This is a genomic window from Sinorhizobium numidicum, assembly GCF_029892045.1.
Taxonomy (GTDB): Bacteria; Pseudomonadota; Alphaproteobacteria; order Rhizobiales; family Rhizobiaceae; genus Sinorhizobium; species Sinorhizobium numidicum.
Window position 1 is genome coordinate 3,453,919 of the sequence record NZ_CP120368.1, and the last position, 17,173, is coordinate 3,471,091.

16 protein-coding genes are annotated in these 17,173 nt (G+C 62.3%); 7 read left to right on the forward strand and 9 right to left on the reverse strand.

Going from position 1 to position 17,173, the window contains the following annotated elements; translation table 11 throughout:
• Positions 1 to 11: 11 nt before the first annotated feature.
• Both PYH37_RS27750 and PYH37_RS27755 read right to left on the reverse strand, forming a co-directional pair.
• Positions 12 to 491 carry a VOC family protein gene (locus tag PYH37_RS27750; RefSeq protein WP_280734684.1) on the reverse strand — a complete coding sequence of 160 codons (480 nt, stop codon included), beginning with the start codon at positions 489 to 491 and terminating at the stop codon, positions 12 to 14.
• Positions 492 to 598: 107 nt separating this feature from the next.
• Entirely contained in the window at positions 599 to 1,030 is a 432-nt protein-coding gene (locus tag PYH37_RS27755) for an Lrp/AsnC family transcriptional regulator (RefSeq protein ID WP_280734685.1), read from the reverse strand.
• A gap of 140 nt (positions 1,031 to 1,170) precedes the next feature.
• Between PYH37_RS27755 and rocF the strand changes: the two genes are divergently transcribed.
• The 3 genes from rocF to PYH37_RS27770 all read left to right on the forward strand — a co-directional run bounded on the left by rocF (position 1,171) and on the right by PYH37_RS27770 (position 4,147).
• Positions 1,171 to 2,094 (forward strand): arginase, encoded by a 924-nt coding sequence (rocF, locus tag PYH37_RS27760; protein WP_280734686.1) that lies wholly within the window; start codon positions 1,171 to 1,173, stop codon positions 2,092 to 2,094.
• 78 nt (positions 2,095 to 2,172) lie between these two features.
• A complete protein-coding gene (gene rocD, locus PYH37_RS27765) occupies positions 2,173 to 3,378 on the forward strand; it encodes an ornithine--oxo-acid transaminase (RefSeq protein WP_280734687.1) in 1,206 nt (401 codons plus the stop codon).
• Positions 3,379 to 3,667: 289 nt separating this feature from the next.
• Positions 3,668 to 4,147: a chemotaxis protein CheW gene (locus PYH37_RS27770; protein WP_280734688.1), complete on the forward strand. Its 480-nt coding sequence runs from the start codon at positions 3,668 to 3,670 to the stop codon at positions 4,145 to 4,147.
• Between the two features lie 76 nt (positions 4,148 to 4,223).
• On the opposite strand, the gene PYH37_RS27775 is transcribed toward PYH37_RS27770, so the two are convergent.
• The 7 genes from PYH37_RS27775 to PYH37_RS27805 all read right to left on the reverse strand — a co-directional run bounded on the left by PYH37_RS27775 (position 4,224) and on the right by PYH37_RS27805 (position 12,373).
• On the reverse strand, positions 4,224 to 4,457 hold the full coding sequence (locus tag PYH37_RS27775; RefSeq protein ID WP_280734689.1) for a formate dehydrogenase subunit delta: 234 nt from the start codon (positions 4,455 to 4,457) through the stop codon (positions 4,224 to 4,226).
• Positions 4,447 to 5,274 (reverse strand): formate dehydrogenase accessory sulfurtransferase FdhD, encoded by an 828-nt coding sequence (gene fdhD, locus PYH37_RS27780; protein WP_280734690.1) that lies wholly within the window; start codon positions 5,272 to 5,274, stop codon positions 4,447 to 4,449. Before fdhD ends, PYH37_RS27775 begins: the two co-directional genes overlap by 11 nt.
• Positions 5,275 to 5,348: 74 nt before the next feature.
• Positions 5,349 to 8,228: a formate dehydrogenase subunit alpha gene (gene fdhF / locus PYH37_RS27785; protein WP_280734691.1), complete on the reverse strand. Its 2,880-nt coding sequence runs from the start codon at positions 8,226 to 8,228 to the stop codon at positions 5,349 to 5,351.
• 237 nt (positions 8,229 to 8,465) lie between these two features.
• Positions 8,466 to 10,022 carry a formate dehydrogenase beta subunit gene (locus PYH37_RS27790; protein WP_280734692.1) on the reverse strand — a complete coding sequence of 519 codons (1,557 nt, stop codon included), beginning with the start codon at positions 10,020 to 10,022 and terminating at the stop codon, positions 8,466 to 8,468.
• A complete protein-coding gene (locus PYH37_RS27795; protein WP_280734693.1) occupies positions 10,019 to 10,498 on the reverse strand; it encodes a formate dehydrogenase subunit gamma in 480 nt (159 codons plus the stop codon). Before PYH37_RS27795 ends, PYH37_RS27790 begins: the two co-directional genes overlap by 4 nt.
• A gap of 186 nt (positions 10,499 to 10,684) precedes the next feature.
• Positions 10,685 to 11,581, reverse strand: a complete 897-nt coding sequence (locus tag PYH37_RS27800) for a LysR family transcriptional regulator (protein ID WP_280734694.1) — start codon at positions 11,579 to 11,581, stop codon at positions 10,685 to 10,687.
• 21 nt (positions 11,582 to 11,602) lie between these two features.
• Positions 11,603 to 12,373 carry an SDR family NAD(P)-dependent oxidoreductase gene (locus PYH37_RS27805; protein ID WP_280734695.1) on the reverse strand — a complete coding sequence of 257 codons (771 nt, stop codon included), beginning with the start codon at positions 12,371 to 12,373 and terminating at the stop codon, positions 11,603 to 11,605.
• Positions 12,374 to 12,546: 173 nt separating this feature from the next.
• Between PYH37_RS27805 and PYH37_RS27810 the strand changes: the two genes are divergently transcribed.
• The 4 genes from PYH37_RS27810 (at position 12,547) to PYH37_RS27825 (ending at position 17,172) form a co-directional block, all read left to right on the forward strand.
• Complete coding sequence (locus PYH37_RS27810) at positions 12,547 to 13,335, forward strand: DeoR/GlpR family DNA-binding transcription regulator (protein ID WP_280734697.1); 789 nt, start codon at positions 12,547 to 12,549, stop codon at positions 13,333 to 13,335.
• A 107-nt stretch (positions 13,336 to 13,442) separates the two neighbouring features.
• Positions 13,443 to 14,960 carry a glycerol-3-phosphate dehydrogenase gene (gene glpD, locus PYH37_RS27815; RefSeq protein ID WP_280734698.1) on the forward strand — a complete coding sequence of 506 codons (1,518 nt, stop codon included), beginning with the start codon at positions 13,443 to 13,445 and terminating at the stop codon, positions 14,958 to 14,960.
• A gap of 50 nt (positions 14,961 to 15,010) precedes the next feature.
• Complete coding sequence (locus tag PYH37_RS27820; protein ID WP_280734699.1) at positions 15,011 to 16,081, forward strand: ABC transporter ATP-binding protein; 1,071 nt, start codon at positions 15,011 to 15,013, stop codon at positions 16,079 to 16,081.
• A gap of 20 nt (positions 16,082 to 16,101) precedes the next feature.
• Positions 16,102 to 17,172 (forward strand): ABC transporter ATP-binding protein, encoded by a 1,071-nt coding sequence (locus PYH37_RS27825; protein ID WP_280734701.1) that lies wholly within the window; start codon positions 16,102 to 16,104, stop codon positions 17,170 to 17,172.
• Position 17,173 lies beyond the last annotated feature (1 nt).

Below are 17,173 nucleotides of genomic sequence, written 5' to 3' on the forward strand. Positions count from 1 at the left end.
GCTGCGGTGCTTCACGCGGCATTCCGATCGACCCCAAACGCGTGAGCGGCCTCGGTCGCCTCTGTCGCGCTGAACAGCGCCCAAATATGCCCAAAGGGATCGATGAGTGCGGCGACTCGATCTCCCGTCGCCAGGGTTTCGGCGGCGTTGCGCAGGCTTGCGCCGGCGCCGAGCGCCCGTCCCAGCACGCGATCCACGTCATCGACGTGAAGCTCGAGGATCGCCGCGGTTGTTCCGAGCGCATGCGGCGAGCGCGGGCCGCCGAGCCGCGGTTCAGCGTCCCTGCGTGGATTGGCACCGGCCACCCGGAAGATCGAGTCGCCTATGATGAGATCGGCGCTCGTCAAAACGCCGCTCCATTCATGCCGCTGGAGAAGCTCGGCACCGAGGACGTCACGGTAGAAGGCGATTGCCTGCTCCTCGTCACCATGTCTGACGAACAGTTTTATGCAAATCTGTCGCGCCGCTGGCCCGCCACCATAGATGGGCATGACATCCTCCCTTGTTCGCTGAGGTGGAATATCTTATCGGCGGCTCGGAACAAATCAAGAACAAAAATGCTCAAGCTCGGAGTTTTCCCGGCCGAATGGGGCCGCGATCAGAACGCAGTCATCTTGCTGGTCTTCAGAAGAATGTTCGTTTCCGTGACGCTAATACCATCGATGAGACGGATCCGCCGTAGTGTCTCGTCAAAACTGACAAGATCGCGGTCCTCGAGTTCGGCGATGAAGTCCCACCGCCCGTTGGTGCTGTGCAGCGCCCTCACCTGCGGCAGGCCGCGCAATTGCTCGGCAACGCGGTCGGCCATCTTGCCATGGACCTCGATCATGACGACGGCCCGGACACCGGAAGCGGGGATTTCCGATCCCGTCCGGATTGTGAAGGCCGCGATCGTTCCGTTCGCCACCAGCCTGTCGATACGGGCGGCAACGGTCGCGCGTGATACGCCGGTCATGGCAGAAAGCTTTGATACAGGCGTGCGGGCATTCTGCCTGAGCGCGCTGATAAGCATCTGATCGAGATCATCCATCCAGTATCACTTTGACAAATGCGACCTATCAATCTGTTGATTATAGCCTTCCGATCGGCAGTTTTCCATCTTTTTGCCGCCACAGGTTTTGATGATAATCTGCCTGACTTCGAGGTATTCAAAAGAGGAAAAGGGCGGACATGAAGAGCATCACGCTGATCGGCGCACCGATCGAGGAAGGGTCGGGACGTCGCGGCGCGGCTATGGGGCCGACGGCGCTACGGATCGCCGGCATCGATACGGTGCTTGCGGAACTTGGCCATACGGTTCACGACGAGGGCGATGTCCGCCCGCTGCCGGCACGCGACCTTGCCAATCATCCGGGCGCCAACAATTTGCAGATGGTCGGAGCCTTTGCCCGAGCGCTGCATGACGCCGTGCATGAGACCGCCCGCAAAGGCCATTTCCCGATCATTCTCGGCGGCGACCATGCCCTATCGATGGGCAGCGTCTCCGGCATGGCCCGCCATGCCGACGAACTCGGGCGGCCGCTCTTCGTGCTGTGGCTCGACGCCCATGCCGACTTCAATTCGCCGCTCACGTCGCCTTCCGGCAACATGCACGGCATGCCCGTCGCCTTCTTCTGCGGCGAAGCGGAATTCGCTCCGATCCTCGCCGGCGACCGACCGCTGGTCGACCCGAAGAGGGTCTATCAGGTCGGCATCCGCTCGGTCGACGCGCGCGAGCGAGAGGAAATCGCCGAAAACGGCGTCAATGTCTATGACATGCGTGCCGTCGACGAGATGGGCATGGCCAACATAATCCGCGAAATTCTCAATGACGTTCGCGCCGCCAACGGCTTGCTGCATGTGAGCCTCGACGTCGATTTCATGGATCCGGAAATCGCCCCCGGCGTCGGCACGACCGTTCCGGGCGGCGCCACCTTGCGAGAAGCCCATCTGATCATGGAGATGCTCTGCGACAGCGGTCTCGTTTCGTCTCTCGACGTTGTGGAACTCAACCCTTTCCTCGACGATCGCGGCAAGAGCGCGCGCATCCTGGTGGAGCTGACGGCGAGCCTCTTCGGCCGGCGTATCTTTGACCGGCCGACCCGCAGCGCCTGAGAGTTACGTGCAGACATACTCAACGACACCGCGGATCCCCGATGGCGCCCGCTGGATAGATAAACCGGAGAACGATTGATGACGACGACCGCAGCCTTGATCGAAACCGAATACCGGCTCGGCGCCCACAACTATAAGCCCCTCGACGTGGTGCTGTCGCGCGGCGAGGGCGTCTATGTCTGGGACATCGATGGCAACCGGTATCTTGACTGTCTGTCGGCCTATTCCGCCGTCAACCAGGGCCATTGCCACCCGAAGATCTTCGAGGCGATGATCGAGCAGGCGCAGAAGCTGACGCTCACATCGCGTGCCTTCCGCAACGACCAGCTCGCGCATTTCTACGAGGAGGTCGCAGCCCTCACCGGCTCGCACAAGGTGCTGCCGATGAATTCCGGCGCCGAAGCGGTGGAGACGGCGATCAAGGCCGTTCGCAAGTGGGGATACGAGGTCAAGGGCGTCGCCGATGACAAGGCCGAAATCATCGTCTGCTCCAACAATTTCCACGGGCGCACCATGGGCATCGTCGGCTTCTCGACCGATCCGGATGCGCGCACCGGCTTCGGGCCCTTCGCGCCGGGCTTCAAGATCGTCCCCTTCGGCGACATCGACGCGTTTCGTGAAGCGATCACCGAAAACACCGTCGCCTTTCTCGTCGAACCGATTCAGGGTGAGGCGGGAGTGGTCGTGCCGCCCACCGGATATTTCCCGGCGGTTCGCGAGCTTTGCACCAGACACGGCATTACTCTCATTCTCGACGAGATTCAGACGGGGCTCGGCCGCACCGGCAAGCTGCTTGCCGAGGAGCACGAAGGCATCGAAGCGGACGTGACGCTGATCGGCAAGGCGCTGTCCGGCGGCTTTTATCCGGTCTCCGCCGTGCTCTCCAATTCGCAAGTGCTCGGCGTCTTGAAACCCGGGCAGCACGGATCGACCTTCGGCGGCAATCCGCTCGCCTGCGCGATTGCCAGAGCGGCGCTGAAGGCGCTCACCGAGGAGGGCATGATTGAAAACTCGGCCCGCATGGGCGAGCGCTTCCAGAGCGGCCTGCGCGACATTCGTTCCAACATCATCAAGGATGTGCGCGGCCGCGGCCTCATGCTCGCCGTCGAATTGGTTCCGGAAGCCGGCGGCGCCCGCAAGTACTGCGAAGCGTTGAAGGAGCGCGGCATTCTCGCCAAGGACACCCATGGCGACACGATCCGCATAGCACCACCGCTCGTCATTACCGAAGATCAGGTCGATTGGGCGGTCGAGCATTTCGCGGCCGTGCTTGCATCCGTCTGATCTCCGGGTTGTTCCGCCTCGGGCCACACTACGCAAGGCTGGGGCGGAACGCATTTCGGAACCGCTCAAAATCAAGTCTTAACGAATCCGAGACTAAAGTGCCCTTCCAAAGCGCAAAGCGGGTTCCCCGCGCATGATGCAGCTTGCGCCCTCGCCGGATGCCGTCGGCGGACCACACCACTCCTGATTGGAAAGGCGCTTGCCGCTTGCGGACAGCATCCACGGGAGCGTCACAAGTTTGGCGAGGTCGCGCCGCGGGCGTCGACCGGAAAGCTGGAAGGACCTTTCGATGACAGGCACACTGAGGATGGCCGGATTTGACGGCGAGACGCTCGAGATCATAGCGTTCCGCCTCCATGAACAGGAATTTTGCGTCAAGACCACGACGATTCGCGAGATTCGCGGCTGGGCGCCCTCGACGCCGATCCCGCATTCGCCGCCGGAAGTGATCGGCGTGATGAACCTGCGCGGCACGGTGATCCCGATCATCGACCTTGCCCATAAGCTCGGCATGAAATCGACCGTCGCCAACGAGCGCAGCGCCATCGTCGTCGCGGAAGTTCACAGCATGGTCATCGGCCTCGTGGTCGACCGCGTCTCCGATATTCTTACCGTTCAAGGCAGTCAGGTGCAGCCGGTACCGGAAGTGACCAGCTCCTTCGACAAGAGCTCCGCGGAAGGCATCATTGCCAATGAATCCGGCATGATCTGCTTCCTCAATCTTGCGCGCATGTTCAAGGAAAGAGACGTCGAAGAACTCGCCGCCTGAGCTTCGGCCCGTTCTGAAAAAAAGCCGCTCCACCATCGGTGATGCGGCCTTTTCGTTTCGGCGCGAGTGAGCCGGGCTATGCCGCCTCCGGGCGGCGGATCTTTGAAGCCGCCTCGATCACCAGCGGGTTCAGTCCTTCGCCACCCCGCTCGATGTGCTCGAAAAGCTTCCGCCGCATGCGTGGCTCCCAATATTTGTTGATATGCGTCGCCACCCCTTGAGCCGCCACTTCGGCCGGCTGGCTCTGGAAGAAGGTGGCGATCTGGTTCGCCATGTAGATAAGCTTTGCATTAAGATTGTCAGGCGACATCGGCAACAGCTCCGGTATCAATGCGCTCGGCATGGGTGAAGATTTCGAATTCGTCGCCGCGCACCAGCGCAATGAGCGTCATGCCGGCCTCCTGTGCTGTGCGTATGGCGAGCGCCGTCGGCGCCGAAATGGCGATGATCACCGGGCTTCCAACGATCGCAGTCTTCTGGACCATTTCGACGGACACGCGCGATGTGACGACGACGGCGCCTTCCGCGCCCTTGAAGCCGGCGCGCGCCGCGGCACCGGTCAATTTGTCGAGCGCGTTGTGTCGACCGACATCCTCACGGACGGCAATCAAGCCTCGTCCCGGCACATAGAAAGCCGCACCGTGCACGGCGCGTGTTTCGAAGTGCAGCGGCTGCTGGCCGTTGAGAAGCGCGACCGCCTTGATCACGTCCTGCTGCGAGAGCCTGAGCGGTGAAGCCGAGACATCCGGGGTGGCGCGAACGGCCTGCTCGATCGATTCGATACCGCAGAGGCCACAGCCGACAGGCCCTGCCATATGGCGGCGGCGCAGGCGCAAAGCCTCGTTCAGCTCGTCTTTGAGCGTGATCTGCAGGTCGATGCCCTTATCCTCGGCGACGACATCGATGTTTTCGATCTGGTCGGGATCGGTGATGATACCTTCGGTCAAGCTGAAGCCGACGGCGAAATCTTCGAAATCTCCGGGCGTCGCCATCATCACCGCATGCGTCGATCCGCCATAGGTGAGCGCGATAGGCGTCTCCTCCGGCACGACGCGCGACTGGGTGACGAGAGCGCCGGCGCGCCACGCAGCCTCGGGAATCTTGAAGGTCGTCTTGAAACGAGCCATGTCAGACACTCCGCACCTCGACGGGCATAGCGGAAGTCCGCAAGGAGGAAAATCGCGATTTCGCCATCCCGCTCCTACTCCGCTGCCTCCAGCTTGCCGGCAATCCGACGCGACTGGCGCGCCTGTTCATCATAATCGCGCTGCCAATCGGATGGGCCGTTCGACGGCGAAACCTGTACCGCGGTCACTTTGTATTCCGGGCAGTTGGTCGCCCAGTCTGAGAAATCCGTGGTGATGACGTTCGCCTGCGTCGTCGGATGATGGAAGGTCGTATAGACGACGCCCGGCGCAACGCGATCGGTAATCAGCGTCCTGAGTGTCGTTTCGCCCGCACGGCTGGCGAGCCTGACCCAATCGCCATCGCGGATGCCGCGCTGCTCGGCATCGTGCGGATGAATCTCCAGGCGATCCTCCGCATGCCAGACGACGTTGTCGGTGCGCCGCGTCTGGGCGCCGACATTGTACTGGCTGAGGATTCGGCCGGTGGTCAGCAGCAGCGGGAAGCGCGGACCGGTCCGCTCGTCCGTCGCCACATATTCGGTGCGGATGAACTTGCCCTTGCCGCGCACGAAGCCGTCGATATGCATGATCGGCGAGCCAAGCGGCGCCTTTTCGTTGCACGGCCACTGCACCGAGCCCATCTTGTCCAGATAGTCGTAGGAGACCATGGCGAAGCTCGGCGTCATCGCGGCGATCTCGTCCATGATCTCGGACGGATGGCGATACTTCCAGTCGAGCCCCATGGCCTGGGCAAGCTTCAGCGTCACTTCCCAATCGGCATAGCCGTTCCGTGGCGTCATAACCCGGCGCACGCGGTTGATGCGCCGTTCGGCATTGGTGAAGGTGCCGTCCTTCTCGAGGAAGGTCGAGCCGGGCAGGAAGACGTGGGCATAGTTGGCCGTCTCGTTGAGGAACAGGTCGTGCACGACGACGCATTCCATCGCGGCAAGGCCGGCGGCCACATGCTTGGTATCCGGGTCGGACTGGAGAATATCCTCTCCCTGGATGTAAAGCGCCTTGAAAGTACCCTCGACGGCGGCATCCAGCATGTTGGGTATGCGAAGCCCGGGCTCGTTGTTGAGAGTCACGCCCCAGAGCTTTTCGAAAGTCTCGCGCGTCGCATCGTCGGAAATGTGGCGGTAGCCCGGGAGCTCGTGCGGGAAGGAGCCCATGTCGCACGAGCCCTGGACGTTGTTCTGGCCGCGCAGCGGATTGACGCCTACACCCGGCCGGCCGATGTTGCCGGTCACCATGGCGAGGTTGGCGATCGCCATCACCGTCGTCGAGCCTTGGCTGTGTTCGGTAACCCCGAGCCCGTAATAGATTGCGCCGTTGCCGCCGGTGGCGTAGAGCCGCGCGGCGCCGCGAACCAGTTCGGCGGGAACGCCAGTGTAGGCCTCTGTCGCTTCCGGGCTGTGATGGGGTTCGGCGACGAAAACCGCCCAATCCTCGAATTCCGACCAGTCGCAGCGCTCACGGATGAAGGCTTCGTTGGCAAGCCCTTCGGTGACGATGACATGCGCCAACGCCGTCAGGATGGCCACGTTGGTCCCGGGTTTCAGCGGCAGATGGTAGGACGCCTCGACATGGGCCGAGCGGACGAGATCGATCCGCCGCGGATCGATGACGATCAGCTTGGCGCCTTCGCGCAGCCGCTTCTTCAGGCGCGACGCGAAGACCGGATGCCCATCGGTCGGATTGGCACCGATGATGATGGCGACATCCGTGTGTTCGACGCTGTCGAAATTCTGGGTGCCGGCCGAAGTACCGAAGGCCTGGCCGAGGCCGTAGCCGGTCGGCGAATGGCACACACGGGCGCAGGTGTCGACATTGTTGTTGCGGAAGCCGGCGCGCACCAGCTTCTGCACCAGATAGGTCTCCTCATTGGTGCAGCGGGACGACGTGATGCCGCCGACGGAATCGCGGCCATATTGATACTGGATGCGGCGGAACTCGGAAGCCACATGCGCAAAGGCTTCTTCCCAGGTGACCTCGCGCCACGGATCAGAGATCCTCTCGCGGATCATCGGATTGAGAATGCGGTCCTTATGGCTCGAATAGCCATAGGCAAAGCGGCCCTTGACGCAGGAATGGCCGCGGTTCGCCTGGCCATCTTTCCACGGCACCATGCGCACCAGTTCCTCGCCGCGCATTTCCGCCTTGAACGAGCAGCCGACGCCGCAATAGGCGCAGGTGGTGATCACCGAATGCTCCGGTTGGCCGATTTCGATCACTGACTTTTCCGTCAGCGTCGCCGTCGGGCAGGCCTGCACGCAGGCGCCGCAGGAGACGCATTCGGACGAGACGAAGTCCTCGTTCATGCCGGCGGAAACGCGAGAATCGAAGCCACGTCCGCTGATCGTCAGCGCGAAGGTGCCCTGCACCTCCTCGCAAGCGCGTACGCAGCGCGAGCAGACGATGCACTTCGCCGGATCATAGGTGAAATAGGGATTGGACTCGTCCTTCGGCGCCCATTTGAGGTTGGCTTCCCCATTGTTGCGCGCCGTGACGTGGTTGGAGCCGTCATAGCCGTAGCGCACGTCGCGCAAGCCTACGGCGCCCGCCATGTCCTGCAATTCGCAATCGCCGTTGGCGGCACAGGTCAGGCAGTCGAGCGGGTGGTCGGAGATATAGAGCTCCATGACGCCGCGGCGAACGTCCTTCAGCCGCTGGGTCTGGGTAGACACCACCATGGCGGGTGCGACCGGTGTCGTGCAGGAGGCCGGCATGCCGGCGCGTCCCTCGATCTCGACGAGGCAGAGGCGACAGGAACCGAAGGCTTCCATCATGTCCGAGGCGCAAAGCTTCGGCACCTCGATACCGGCCTCCATCGAGGCACGCATGATCGAGGTTCCTTCCGGCACGGTAATCTCACGCCCGTCGATCGTCAGCGTCACCGGCTTTTCGGATGTGGAAGCAGGAGTGCCATAATCGATTTCATCAATGAGAGACATGACGGGGCTCCTGAGAAGATGCGTTCAGGGCAGATGCGAACGATCTACCCCCCTCTGGCCTGCCGGCCATCTCCCCCACAAGGGGAGAGATCGGTCCGCGGCGGGCCACTCGTATCAATGGGAATGCTTGTGTATGCGGAACGACCCGGTAGGCACCCGGTGCGGGCCGCATGCGATCTCCCCGCTTTTGGGGGAGATGGCCGGCGGGCCAGAGGGGCGTGACTTGCGTCGCCATCTTCATTCCGCAGCCTCCACCGCCGGCGCCGGCGAAAAATCCTCCGGGAAATGCGTCATCGCGCTCATCACAGGATAGGGCGTGAAGCCGCCGAGCGCGCAGAGTGAGCCGAATTTCATCGTGTTGCAGAGATCGGCGAGCAGCTTGCGGTTCTTTTCCGGCTCGACGCCGGCCGCGATCTTTTCCGCAACTTCCACGCCGCGCGTCGATCCGATACGACAGGGCGTACACTTGCCGCAGCTCTCGACCGCACAAAACTCCATGGCGAAGCGCGCCTGCTTCAACATGTCGACCGTATCGTCGAAGACGACGATGCCGGCATGGCCGATCAGCCCGTCCTTCGCCGCGAAGGCCTCGTAGTCGAACGGCGTATCGAACAATGCGCGCGGGAAATAGGCGCCGAGCGGACCGCCGACCTGGACCGCCTTGACCGGCCGGCCACTCGCGGTGCCGCCTGCGATGTTGTCGACGATCTCACCGAGGGACAGGCCGAAAGCGATCTCGTAAAGACCGCTGTGCTTGACGTTGCCGGCAATCTGGATCGGGATCGTGCCGCGCGACCGACCCATGCCGAAGTCACGGTAGAAGGCAGCGCCCTTGTCCATGATGACCGGCACCGAGGCGAGCGAAATGACGTTGTTGATGACCGTCGGACAGTCGAAGAGGCCTTTATGGGCTGGCAGCGGCGGCTTGGCGCGGACGAGACCACGCTTTCCTTCGAGGCTATTCAGCAGCGCGGTTTCCTCGCCGCAGACATAGGCCCCGGCGCCGGTGCGCACTTCCATGTCGAATGCATGGCCAGAACCGAGCACCGCGCCGCCGAGTACGCCGGCGGCGCGGGCGATCTCGATCGCCTCGGTCATTGCCGCGATCGCATGAGGATATTCGGACCGCGTGTAGACGTAGCCCCTGGTTGCGCCGGTCGCGATCCCTGCGATCGCCATGCCTTCGATCAGTACGAAGGGGTCGCCCTCCATGATCATCCGGTCGGCAAAAGTGCCGCTATCGCCCTCGTCGGCGTTGCAGACGATATATTTGCGCGAACCAGCGGCCTCGAGGACCGTCTTCCATTTGATGCCAGTCGGGAAGCCGGCACCGCCGCGACCGCGAAGGCCGCTCTCGGTGACTTCCGCGACGATTGCCGCCGCCTGCATGGCGACCGCCTTTTCGAGACCGCGCAGCCCGCCATGGGCGCGGTAGTCGTCAAGCGAGAGCGGATCGATGACGCCACAGCGGGCGAAAGTCAGCCGCGTCTGCTGCTTCAGGAATGGGATTTCATCGGTCTTGCCAAGACAGAGAGGGTGCTCGCCGCCCGATAGGAGCCCGGCGTCGAGAAGCGAGGCCACATCGCGCCCCTTCACCGGCCCATAGGCGATGCGGCCCTCCGCGGTCTCCACTTCGACCAGCGGCTCCAGCCAGTGCATGCCACGCGAACCGTTGCGGATGATCGAGGCATCGAGCCCGCGCGCGGCAATTCCATCGGCCATTGCCTTCGCCACCTGTTCGGCACCAAGGGCGAGCGCTGCGGCGTCACGCGGAATGTAAATCTTCACGCTCATCGGCGCGCCTCCGTGACCAGCGCCTCGAGGTCCGCACCATCGACCCTTCCATGCACCTCTCCGTCGAACATCGCGGAGGGTGCGCAGGAACAGAGCCCGAGACAGTAGACGGGCTCGAGTGTCACGGCACCGTCGGGAGTCGTCTCGTGAAAGTCGATCCCCAGCAATTGCTTGGCGCGCTCGGCGAGCCGGTCGCCACCCATCGACTGACAAGCTTCGGCACGACAGAGCTTGAGCACATGGCGTCCTGCGGGATGATCGCGGAAATCATGATAGAAGGTGACGACGCCGTAGACTTCCGCGCGCGACAGGTTCAATTCGCGGGCGAGCAACGGCAGGCTCTCCTGCGGCACATAGCCGAACTCTTCCTGGATTTCGTGCAGAATGGGAAGAAGCGGACCCTCGAGCCCTTTGAGTTCGTCAATGATCGCCAGCGTTCGCTCGCTGACGTCTGCACGCGGCAGATGAATGTTCACGCGGGGAGCCCTCCCGGCTCGCGGCACGCTGCGGTCTCAGGCTTGACGCCCGACCGTCACCGCACCGAAGGTCTAATTACACATTGGCAAGGACCGGAGCCTCGTCGGTCTTTGCCCATAGAAATAAACTTCGCGCTTATGGCCGGGTGGGTCAATAAGGCTAAACCGTCGATCGATAGAAAAAACCTATTGATCTGCGTTGCGCTCGCCGATGATGCGCGCTTCGTGCAGAAGGGCGGACACCAGGGGCGTGAAGGGTTCGCGGTAGGTGGCGACGAGCCCGACGGTGTGGCGCACGTCCGGTTCGACGATCGGGATCATCCGGATATCCTCGTGAAAACCAAACGATTTCGCGACGTTATAAGGCATGATGCTCGCCCAGCGGCCGGTCCGCACGTGCGAAAAAAGTACGATCATCGAGTTCGATTCGAGTGTCGGGGTCGCGACCGCGCCCGCCTCGGCAAAATGCTGGTTTATGATCCGCCGGTTCTGCATATCCGCCGTCAATAGACAAAGCCGAATGCCGCTAACCTCTTTCCAGGTCACGCTTTCACGATCCGAAAGCGGCGTGCCGGCGGCGGTAACAAGATGATATTGCTCGATCTGCAGCGGCACGCTCGTCACGCGGCCGAGCGGCTCGTTCTCCAGATAAGTCAATCCGGCATCGATCTCGAGGTTTTCGAGGAGTGCCAGAATCTGCAGCGACGTGGTCGAAAGCACGGAAAATGTGACGTCCGGATGCTTCTCCTGAAACGGTGCCGTTATCATCGGCACCATCGCGAGCGTCGTCGGTATCGCCGCAAGCCGGATATGCCCCGACAGGCCCTTGCGCGCCGCACGCATCTCCTCGCGCATGGTGCGCGTATCGCTGACGATCCGTCGCGCCCATTCCAGCACTCGCTGGCCCTCCGGCGTCAGCCCCTGAAAACGCGATCCCCGATTGACCAGGATCACGCCGAGCTGATCTTCGAGTTGGCGGATCGCGGCGGAGAGCGTCGGCTGCGTCACCCCGCACTCCTCCGCCGCCCGGCCGAAATGCCGTTCGCGGGCAAGCGCGAGAAAAAACTCCAGCTTATCGATCATTTCCAGGGCTCAAATTTGATCTCAGCACATGAGCTGACCGCCATTTACCTCCAGCACCTGGCCGGTGATGTAGCCGGAAAGCGCGTGCGACGCGAGAAAGAGATAGGCGGGAGCGCAATCCTCGGCAGTGCCGAGCCGCGCAAGCGGTATTGTTTTGCGCGTCGCCTCCAGTTTCTCCGGCGAGGAGTAGCGCGCGTGGAAATCGGTCGCGATCGTGCCGGGAGAGACGCAGTTGACGCGGATACCTTCCGGCGCCAGTTCGCGCGCCAGCGCCTTCGAATAGGTGGAGACGAAGGCCTTGGTGGCGGAATAGACGGACGAGCCGGTGCTGCCGCCGCTGCGCGCCGAGATTGATACGGTGTTGACGATCGCCGGATGTGTGCCCTTGCGCAGGAGCGGCAGCATCGCCCGGGTCATTTCGACGACCGAGGTCTGATTGAGTTGGACGACGGTCCGATAGTCCTCGTCGGTCAGTTCCGCCGCCGCGAAGCGGCCGACCATGGTGCCGGCGTTGTTGACGAGCGCTTCGAGGCTCTCGAAGCGGCTCCTGACCTCATCGGCGAGGCTCTCGACCCCGCCGGGGACAAGAAAGTCGGCGGCGCACAGGAAGGCCCTGCCCTCGCTCGCCGCCAGCTCGAGAAAATCGTGGCGCTCGCGGTCGATGGTCCGGCCCATGTGGACCAGAACCCGCGCGCCGCAATCGAGGAACTGGCGCGCAACCTCGAGGCCGATGCCGCGGCCCCCGCCGGTCACCACCACATTCATGCCCTTGAACAAGGCCGGATGATACATGCTTTGTCTTCCTCTCTCGGTGAGACAGGCTGGCGCATCCCTCGACAGATTGCAACTGTCGCGCCGGTCTCTCGACGCGCCGAAAATCGAACTCGCTGGAAACGCTGATTCTGAAATTGCGCGCCTTTCGTTTTTGCATATTATGAAAGAAAACGAAACCGAGGGTGCGGGGCATGTATCTCAGCGGCCGACAAGCGGAAATTCTGGATCTGGCGAAGAGCGAAGGCCGCGTGCTCGTCGACGAACTCGCGCAGCGCTTTTCGGTAACGCCGCAGACGATTCGCAAGGACCTCAACGATCTCTGCGACGCCAGAGTTTTAAACCGCATTCATGGCGGCGCCATCTTCCCGAGCGGCAAAGAGAACGTGAAATACGATGCCCGCCGCCAGATCGCGGCGGCGGAAAAGCAGGCGATCGGCCGTGCGGCAGCAGCGCTGATCCCTGACAATGCGTCGCTTTTCATCAATATCGGCACCACGACCGAGGCGGTCGGAGAAGCGCTGCTCGATCATCGGGAATTGATGGTCATCACCAATAACATCAATGTCGCCAACCGCTTGCGCGTGTTCCCATCGATCGAAGTGGTGATCGCCGGGGGCGTGGTGCGCGGCTCCGATGGCGGCATCGTTGGAGAAGCCGCCGTCGATTTCATCAAGCAGTTCAAGGTGGATTTCGCCGTCATCGGCGCCTCCGCAATCGACCATGACGGCGCACTGCTCGATTTCGACTATCGCGAAGTGAAAGTCGCCCAGGCGATCATCGCCAATGCGCGCCACGTCATCCTCGTTTCGGACTCGACCAAATTCGAACGCACCGCGCCAGTGCGCATCGCCCATATCTCTCAGGTGCAAACCTTCATCACCGACCGCTGCATCATTGAAAACGTACGGAAAATTTGCACCGAACAAGGCGTGCGGCTGGTAGAGACCGAAGCTGAGCCGAGGCGCGTTGGCGCCGCCTAAGATTCGGGAAACATTCGTTTGACATTCGAAATGTTTTCGTTTTTACTGCTTTCACTTTCGCGAGGCGTTTTAAATTGTGCATTGCGAAATGTGGAGGGGAACTTACAGTGTCAGAGCAGGCAATCTTCGACGTCTTCATCATAGGCGGCGGCATCAACGGATGCGGCATTGCCCGTGATGCGACTGGTCGGGGATATTCCGTCGCGCTCGCCGAAATGAACGATTTCGCCTCCGGTACCTCGTCCGGTTCCACCAAGCTCATCCACGGCGGCCTGCGCTATCTCGAACACTACGAGTTCCGCCTCGTGCGCGAAGCGTTGATGGAGCGCGAAGTGCTCTGGGCGATGGCGCCGCATGTCATTTGGCCGATGCGCTTTGTTCTTCCCTATCACAAGGGCGGTCCGCGCCCGGCCTGGCTGATCCGCCTTGGCCTTTTTCTCTACGATCATATCGGCGGGCGCCAGCTGCTGCCGGCGACAGGCACACTGGACATGACCCGCGATCCGGCGGGGGCGCCGTTGAAGCGGCTTTTCACCAAGGCGTTCGAATATTCCGACGGTTGGGTCAACGATGCTCGTCTGGTGGTGCTTAATGCCCGCGACGCCGCCGATCGCGGCGCGCAGATCATGGCGCGCACCCGAGTCGTGGCCGCGCACCGGAAGGACGGCCGCTGGGCGGTCGAAACCGAGAACATGGCGACAGGCGCGCGGGCGACCGTACGCGCCCGCATGCTCGTCAATGCCACCGGCCCATGGGTGGATCAGGTGCTCGCGGGCGCGATCGGCAAGAACGACGTTCACAATGTGCGCTTGGTCCAGGGCAGCCATATCGTGGTGAAGAAGAAATTCGACGATCCACGCGCCTATTTCTTCCAGAATCCGGACGGGCGGATCATGTTCGCCATTCCTTACGAAGACGACTTCACGCTCATCGGCACCACGGACCGGGATTACACCGGCAATCCTGCGGATGTGCGCATCAGCGATGCCGAGATCGACTATCTCTGCAGCGCGGCGAGCGAATATTTCGCCGACCCCGTCACCAGGGGCGATATCGTCTGGACCTATTCGGCCGTGCGCCCTCTTTACGACGACGGCGCAAGCAAGGCGCAGGAGGCGACGCGCGACTACGTGTTGCGGCTTGAGAGCCAGAACGGGGAGGCTCCGCTTCTGAACGTCTTCGGCGGTAAGCTCACCACCTACCGGCGGCTTGCGGAATCCGCGCTCGAGAAAATCGGCGAGGCGATTGGCGTCAGGGGCGGGAAATGGACCGCCGGATCGCACCTGCCGGGCGGCGATTTTCCGGCGACCGGGTATGACGCAGAGGTCGCGAAACTGAAAGCAAGATATCCCTTTCTCGCCAAGCCGCATGCCCGACGCCTGGTGCGTCTCTACGGCACGGAGACGGGACGGCTTCTCGGAAGTGCCGCGAGCGAGGCGGATCTTGGAAGGCATTTCGGCGCGGATCTCTACGAAATCGAAGTCGATTGGCTGATTGGGCAGGAATGGGCGCGCCGCGCGGAGGACGTGCTCTGGCGCCGCACGAAGCTGGGGCTTAAGCTCTCGCCGGCAGAAGCCGTGGAGCTGGAGGGATATATGCGCGACGCAGCCAACGCCGCCGCCTGATATCCCGCAATTGAAACTGCCGATGGCTGGGTGGAACACCGGAGAATTCAATGCTTGAAATGAAGAATATAACCAAGGTCGTGGGCGGGGAGACGCATATTCACCCGACCAACCTTGTGCTGGAGAGGGGGTCGCTCAACGTGCTGCTCGGCCCGACCCTTTCCGGCAAGACGTCGCTGATGCGGCTGATGGCCGGTCTCGACAAGCCTGCCTCCGGTTCGATTCACTTCGACGGCGCCGACGTCACCGGCGTGCGCGTGCAGCAACGCTCCATCGCGATGGTTTATCAGCAGTTCATCAATTATCCGGCGATGACGGTCTACGACAACATCGCCTCGCCGATGCGCATCAAAGGCGCCGACGCCGCCACGATCGACCGGGAAGTGCGCAAGGCGGCAGAGCTCTTGAAACTCACTCCCTATCTCGACCGCACGCCTTTGAATCTTTCCGGCGGCCAGCAGCAACGAACCGCGCTTGCGCGCGCCATCGTCAAGAATGCCGACTTGGTGCTGCTCGACGAGCCGCTTGCCAACCTCGACTACAAGCTGCGCGAGGAACTGCGCGAGGAGCTTCCGAAGATCTTCTCCGCCTCCGGCGCGATCTTCGTCTATGCAACGACCGAGCCGTCGGAGGCGCTGCTGCTCGGTGGCAACACCGCGACCCTGAGCGAGGGACGCATCACCCAGTTCGGGCGCACCATCGACGTCTATCGCCGTCCGGCCGATATCGTCACCGCCCGCACCTTTGCCGACCCGCCGTTAAACACGATCGAACTGGTGAAGACCGGAACCAGCTTCACGCTCGATGCGAAGCCGATCCTTTCCGTTCCCGGTCATCTGTCCGCGGTTCCCGACGGGCCCTGCACGGTCGCGTTCCAGCCGCATCACATTTCTTTCGATCCGCCTAACGGAGGCGACAACCGGCTCACCGTCAAGACGGCGATTTCCGAGATCGCCGGTTCGGAAAGCTTCATTCACGTCGGTTTTGCCGGCGCGCGCTGGGTCATGCTCGCGCCCGGCATTCACGACATCGAACCGGACGCGGTCCTCGAGGTCTTTGTCGATACCCGTCACCTGATGGCCTTCGGGCCGGATGGGCGGGCGATCGGCGGAACCGCCTGAGGAGGCGCTGGGAGGACACCATGGCACGCATCGATCTTGAACATATCCGCCACGCCTACGGCCCCAAGCCGAAGTCGGAGTCCGATTACGCCCTGAGGGAGGTCCATCACGAATGGAACGATGGCGGCGCCTATGCGCTGCTCGGTCCTTCCGGCTGCGGCAAGACCACGCTTCTCAACATCATTTCGGGCCTTATCAACCCATCGGAAGGCCGCATTCTCTTCGACGGCCACGATGTGACGCATCTGTCCACCCAGGAACGCAACATCGCCCAGGTGTTCCAGTTCCCGGTCATATACGACACGATGACCGTCTACGACAATCTCGCCTTTCCGCTTCGCAATCGCCACGTGCCGGAAGCCGAAGTCGACCGCCGTGTCAAGGAAATCATCGACATGACTGGCCTCGGCGGCTGGGCGAAGAAGACCGCGCGCGGATTGACGGCGGATCAGAAGCAGAAGATCTCGCTCGGCCGCGGTCTCGTTCGCTCCGACGTCAGCGCCATCCTCTTCGATGAGCCGCTGACCGTCATCGACCCGGAAATGAAATGGGTACTGCGCTCGCAGATCAAGCGACTGCACAAGCAGTTCGGCTTCACCATGGTCTATGTGACGCATGACCAGACCGAGGCACTGACTTTCGCCGACAAGGTCGTCGTCATGTATGACGGCCAGATCGTCCAGATCGGCACGCCCGCCGAACTTTTCGAACGGCCGCGGCACACCTTCGTCGGCTATTTTATCGGCTCTCCGGGCATGAACGTGCTGCCGGCAAAGATAGCCGGAAACACGGCGGCAATCGGCGGCGAGAATATTGCCTTGAACTTCCTGCCGAAGATCAAGCCCGGCGCGAAGACCGAACTCGGGATCCGCCCGGAATTCGTCTCGCTTGGCCGCGAAGGCATGCCGGTCGCAATCGCCAAGGTCGAGGACATCGGGCGCCACAAGATCGTCCGCGCGCGCTTCGCCGACCTGCCGATCTCCATCATCGTCGACGAGGACCGCGAGATTCCCGCCGAACCGCGCGTCACCTTCGATCCGAAGGCGATCAACATCTATGCCGATTCCTGGCGCGTCGGCGAGGAGGCCTGAC